Annotated in this window: 4 protein-coding genes; 2 read left to right on the forward strand and 2 right to left on the reverse strand. The window is 71.4% G+C overall.

Going from position 1 to position 5,354, the window contains the following annotated elements:
* Positions 1–52: 52 nt before the first annotated feature.
* On the forward strand, positions 53–1,021 hold the full coding sequence (locus J0670_RS28975) for an NAD-dependent epimerase/dehydratase family protein (protein ID WP_207814651.1): 969 nt from the start codon (positions 53–55) through the stop codon (positions 1,019–1,021).
* A 160-nt stretch (positions 1,022–1,181) separates the two neighbouring features.
* Positions 1,182–1,979, forward strand: coding sequence for an aminoglycoside N(3)-acetyltransferase (locus J0670_RS28980; protein WP_207814652.1), 798 nt, complete (start codon positions 1,182–1,184; stop codon positions 1,977–1,979).
* Positions 1,980–2,050: 71 nt separating this feature from the next.
* On the opposite strand, the gene J0670_RS28985 is transcribed toward J0670_RS28980, so the two are convergent.
* Both J0670_RS28985 and J0670_RS28990 read right to left on the reverse strand, forming a co-directional pair.
* Complete coding sequence (locus J0670_RS28985; RefSeq protein WP_207814653.1) at positions 2,051–3,580, reverse strand: M1 family metallopeptidase; 1,530 nt, start codon at positions 3,578–3,580, stop codon at positions 2,051–2,053.
* 171 nt (positions 3,581–3,751) lie between these two features.
* Positions 3,752–5,269, reverse strand: a complete 1,518-nt coding sequence (locus J0670_RS28990; protein ID WP_207814654.1) for a M1 family metallopeptidase — start codon at positions 5,267–5,269, stop codon at positions 3,752–3,754.
* Positions 5,270–5,354 lie beyond the last annotated feature (85 nt).

Below are 5,354 nucleotides of genomic sequence, written 5' to 3' on the forward strand. Positions count from 1 at the left end.
ACTACCCGAAACTCGCACCCGTCGGCTGACACCGGCTCATAGCCTGGAACGCATGCGAATCCTGATCCTCGGAGGCACCTCCTTCGTCGGCCGCGCCATCGCCGACGACGCCCTGCGCAGCGGTGCCGACGTCACCCTGTTCAACCGCGGCCGGACCAACCCCGGCCTCTTCCCCACCGCCCGCCGGCTCGTCGGTGACCGCGACACCGGTGACCTCACCGCCCTGCGCGAGGGCCACTGGGACGCCGTGGTGGACGTCACCGGCTACCACCCCCACCAGGTCGGCCTGGCCATGGACACCCTCGGCGACCGGGTCGGCCGCTACCTGTTCGTCTCCAGCCACGCGGTGTACCGGCGGGCCGGACTCGCCCCCGGCTCGGACGAGTCCGTCCCGCTCCGCGAGCCGCTGCGCGAGGCCGAGGAGCTGACCGAGGAGACCTACGGCCGGCTCAAGGTCGCCTGCGAGGCCGACGTCACCGCCCGCTACGGCGAGCGGGCGACGATCGTCCGCCCCGGCAAGGTGGCCGGCCCGTACGACGAGGACCGCGGGCTCACCTACTGGGTGCGCCGGGCGGCGCGCGGCGGGCGGATCGCGCTGCCCGGGCGCCCGGAGCAACCCGTCCAGGTGGTGGACTCGCGGGACCTCGCCCGGCTGGTGGTCCGACTGCTGCAGGACGACCGGCCGGGCGCCTTCCACGCCGTCGGCCCCGCCGAGCCGACCACCCTGGGCGGCCTGATCACCACCTGCGCCGAGGTCGCGGGCACCGAGGTGGAGATCGTCCCGGTCCCGCCGGAGAGCGCCCCGCAGCCGTTCTTCCCGCTCGTCCGGGACGAGCCGCTCTGGCCCGGCCAGCAGCGCGACCCCGCCCGGGCCCGGGCCGCCGGACTCCCCGCGACCCCGCTCGCGGTCACCGCCGCCGACGTGCTCGCCTGGGACCGCGGACGCGGCGAACCGCCTCTCGGGCACGGCTTCACCCCCGAGCAGGAGGCCCGGCTGCTGGCCGAGGCGGACGCCGGGTGAGCCGCCCCCGAACCGCTGGCCGACGGTGATGAGCTGACGGAGGGTACCCCCCTCCTGACCGATTGTCAGGGCCACCCGCTATGGTCGGGCCCGAACGAACGCACCACACCCGTACGAATCACCACCGGTGCGTACAACGGCACCGTCACCAGGGGGCACCATGACCACACCGCTCACCACCGCCGAGCTCGTCGAGGGCTGGCGACGGGTGGGGGTCCGCGAGGGCATGGCGCTGATGGTGCACTCCTCGCTCTCCAGCCTCGGCCGGGTCGAGGGCGGCGCGGCGGCGGTGGTGGCCAGCCTGCGCGAGGCGGTCGGTCCGGGCGGCACCGTCGCGGTGCCCACCTTCACCACCGACACGGTCCGCGACCCGGCACCGGCGCACCCCGGGCCGCCCACCCCCGAGGTCGCCGAACTCCGCGCCGCCGTCCCGCTGTTCCACTCCGGGCTGCCCTCCCACACGGGCGCGGTGGCCGAGGCTCTGCGCGCCCTGCCGGAGAGCCTCCGCAGTACCCACCCGCAGGTCTCGGTCGCCGCCGTCGGAGCGCACGCCCGGGAGGTCACCGCCCGCCGCTCGCTCGGTTTCGCCGTCGGCCGCGAGTCGCCCTTCGGCGCACTGCACGACCTCGGCGGGCACGTGCTGCTGATCGGCGTCGGGCACAACCGCAACACCTTCCTGCACTACGCCGAGACCTTCGCGCCCAACCGCCGGCTCAAGCTCCGCCGTTTCCCGATGGCGATCGAGGGCGAGCGGGTCTGGATCGAGGCGCCGGACGTGGGCGACGACAATGACACCCACTTCCCGGTCGTGGGGCGGGAGTTCGAGGAGCGAGCGGGCATCCGCGAGGTGCCGGTCGGCGGCGCGCCCTGCCGGCTGGTCCCGGTCCGCGACCTCATACCCTTCGCCGTCCGCCGCCTCACCGAGCTGCTGGCGGCGGACGGCCCCGGAGCGGCCTAGCCTGTCCGTGCCAGGCCGGGCCGACGGTCCCCGCCGTACGCGCGGAACCGCCGGCCCGATCCCACATGCCGTCAGTTACGGGCTTCGTGCACCGAGCTGGTCTCCTGGATCTTCTTCCAGGACTTCGGCTCGGCCGGCAACCGCCCCTCGAACTGATCCGCGCCGGGCGCCAGCGAAGCCGAGGCCGCAGTGCCCTGCGGCACCGGTCCGACGGCCGGCTTGCTCGGGGTGAACAGCCAGGTGGTGAAGAGGTCCCCGAGCTTCTGCCCGGAGACCTTCTCCGCGTACGCCTGGAACTCCGGGATGGTCGCGTTGCCGTAGCGGCGCTCGGTGGGCCAGCCCTTGAGGATCCGGAAGAACTTCTCGTCCCCGACGGCGTTGCGCAGCGCCTGGATGGCCACCGCGCCGCGGTAGTACACCGCGGCGGAGAACTGGTTCTCCTCGCCCGGGTCGCCCGGCTTGACGGTCCAGAACGGGTCGTCGGCCGGGCGGGAGGCGTAGATGTAGTCGGCCAGTTCCTGCGCGGTGCCCTCGTTCTCGTGCTCGGACCAGAGGAACTGCGCGTACTCGGCGAAGCCCTCGTTCAGCCAGATGTCGCTCCAGCGGGAGAGCGAGACGCTGTCGCCGTACCACTGGTGGGCCAGCTCGTGCACGACCACCTGGGTGTTGGAGCCCCTGGCGAACAGCCCGGGGCCGTAGGCGACCCGGGTCTGCGTCTCCAGGGCGCCACTGGACTGGGTGTTGGCCACGTATCCGCCGACCGAACTGAAGGGGTACTCGCCGAAGTAGCCGCTCAGCCAGTCGACCAGCTCGCCGGTGCGTTCGACGCTGGCCCGGGCCGCGTCCGCGTTGTCGCCGAGGTCCTTGCTGTACGCGTTGTAGACCGGCAGCCCGCTCGGCGTGGTGTCCGTGCTGATGTCGAACTTGCCGATCGCGAGGGTCGCCAGGTACGTCGCCTGGGGCTTGTTCTCGCGCCAGCTGTAGCGGGTCCAGCCCGCCTGCGAGGAGGTACCGGCCAGCACGCCGTTGCTGATCACCTGGTTGCCGTCCGGCACCAGCACCGAGACGTCGAAGGTGGCCTTGTCGCTCGGGTGGTCGTTGCTCGGGAACCACCACCCCGCCGACACGGGCTCGCCGGACGCCACCGCGCCGTCCGGTGTGCGACGCCAGGCGGTGTAGCCGCCGTACTTCTTCACGGTGGACGGCACGTCCTTGTACCGCACGACCACGGTGGCCTGGCTGCCCTTGGCCAGCGGCCGGGCGGGAGTGATCTCCAGCTCCTGGTCGCCACTGGTGGCGAAGGTCGCGGGCCGCCCGTTGACCCGCACCTCGGAGACGTTCAGCACGAAGTCCAGGTTGAACCGGGAGAGGTCCTGGGTCGCCGTGGCGAGGATGGTCGTGGTGCCCTCCAGTTCGTCGGTGGCGGGCTGGTACTTCAGCCGGATGTCGTAGTGCGAGACGCGGTACCCGCCGTTGCCGAGGGTCGGGTAGTACGGATCCCCGACGCCGTCCGCGCCGGGCTGGAAGTCAGCGGCCGAGGCGGGGACGGCCAGGAACAGGCTCAGGGCGCTGGCAGCAGAGGCGATCAGTCTCTTGCGCACGTGGTCCTCCAGGATCACCGGAATGACTGGGTTGAATCGATCCTTGTCCCGGAGGCCCCTCACCCACTCCCCTCTCATGAGATTTTCGTGAAGGAAACGCGCCGAAGTGACGGCTTCGCAGCGGTGCCGCGAAGCCGTCACACCGCTTCACCTAGTCGAGCCGGTACGCCGTCAGTTGCGGTCGCTGTGCACCGAGTTGGTCTCCTGGATCTTCTTCCAGGACTTCGGCTCCACCGGCGTGGCCGCCGACGCGCCGGGCGCCAGCGAAGCCGGGGCCGCGGCGCCCTGCGGCACCGGTCCGACGGCCGGCTTGCTCGGAGTGAACAGCCAGGTGGTGAAGACGTCGCCGAGCTTCTGCCCGGAGACCTTCTCCGCGTACGCCTGGAACTCCGGGATGGTCGCGTTGCCGTAGCGGCGCTCGGTGGGCCAACCCTTCAGGATCCGGAAGAACTTCTCGTCCCCGACGGCGTTGCGCAACGCCTGGATGGCCACCGCACCCCGGTCGTACACGGCGTTCGCGAACTGGTTCTGCGCACCCGGGTCGCCCGGCTTGACGGTCCAGAACGGGTCGTCGGCCGGGTGCGAGGCGTAGACGTAGTCGGCCAGCTCCTGCGCGGTGCCCTCGTCCTCGTGCTCGGACCAGAGGAACTGCGCGTACCGGGCGAAGCCCTCGTTCAGCCAGATGTCGCTCCAGCGCGAGAGCGAGACGCTGTCGCCGTACCACTGGTGGGCCAGCTCGTGCACGACCACCGAGGTGTTGGAGCCCTTGGCGAACTGCCGGGGGCTGTAGAAGACCCTGGTCTGGGTCTCCAGGGCGAAGCCGGTCGGGACGTTGGGGACGTAGCCGCCGGCCGAGCTGAACGGGTACTCGCCGAAGTAGCCGCTCAGCCAGTCCACCAGCTCGCCGGTGCGCTCGACGCTGGCCCGGGCCGCGTCCGCGTTGTCGCCGAGGTCCTTGCTGTACGCGTTGTAGACCGGCAGCCCGCTCGGCGTGGTGTCGGTGCTGATGTCGAACTTGCCGACCGCGAGCGTGGCCAGATAGGTCGCCTGGGGCTTGTTCTCGCGCCAGCTGAAGCGGGTCCAGCCCGCCTGCGAGGTGGTACCGGCCAGGATGCCGTTGCTGATCACCTGGTTGCCGTCCGGCACCAGCACCGAGACGTCGAAGGTGGCCTTGTCGCTCGGGTGGTCGTTGCTCGGGAACCACCACCAGGCCGACTCGGGCTCGCCGGCCGCCACCGCGCCGTCCGGAGTGCGCAGCCAGGCGGTGAAGCCGTACTTCTTCACGGTCGACGGCACGCCCTTGTAGCGGACGACCACGGTGGCCTGGCTGCCCTTGGCCAGCGGCCGGGCGGGGGTGATCTCCAGCTCCTGCTCCCCGCTGGTGGCGAAGGTCGCGGGCCGTCCGTTGACCCGCACCTCGGAGACGTTCAGCGCGAAGTCGAGGTTGAACCGGGAGAGGTCCTGGGTCGCCGTGGCGAGGATGGTGGTGGTGCCCTCCAGTTCGTCGGTGGCGGGCTGGTATTTCAGTCGGATGTCGTAGTGCGAGACGCGGTACCCGCCGTTGCCGTAGGTCGGGTAGTACGGGTCGCCGACCCCGGCGGCGCCGGGTCGGAAGTCGGTAGCCGAGGCCGGGACGGCCAGGAACAGGCTCAGGGCACTGGCAGCAGAGACGATCAGCCTCTTGCGCAACGTGGTCCTCCAGGATCACCGGAACGATGGGTTGGATCGATCCATGTCCCGGGGGCCTGCGGTCCACTCCCCTATTATGAGATGT

It is taken from the genome of Streptomyces sp. FH025, assembly GCF_017427025.1.
In the GTDB taxonomy this organism is placed as follows: Bacteria; Actinomycetota; Actinomycetes; order Streptomycetales; family Streptomycetaceae; genus Kitasatospora.

Excerpts from the sequence above, each read along its gene's own strand:
- J0670_RS28980 (WP_207814652.1), top strand. The coding sequence starts at position 1,182 with ATGACCACACCGCTCACCACCGCCGAGCTCGTCGAGGGCTGGCGACGG.
- J0670_RS28975 (WP_207814651.1), top strand. The coding sequence starts at position 53 with ATGCGAATCCTGATCCTCGGAGGCACCTCCTTCGTCGGCCGCGCCATC.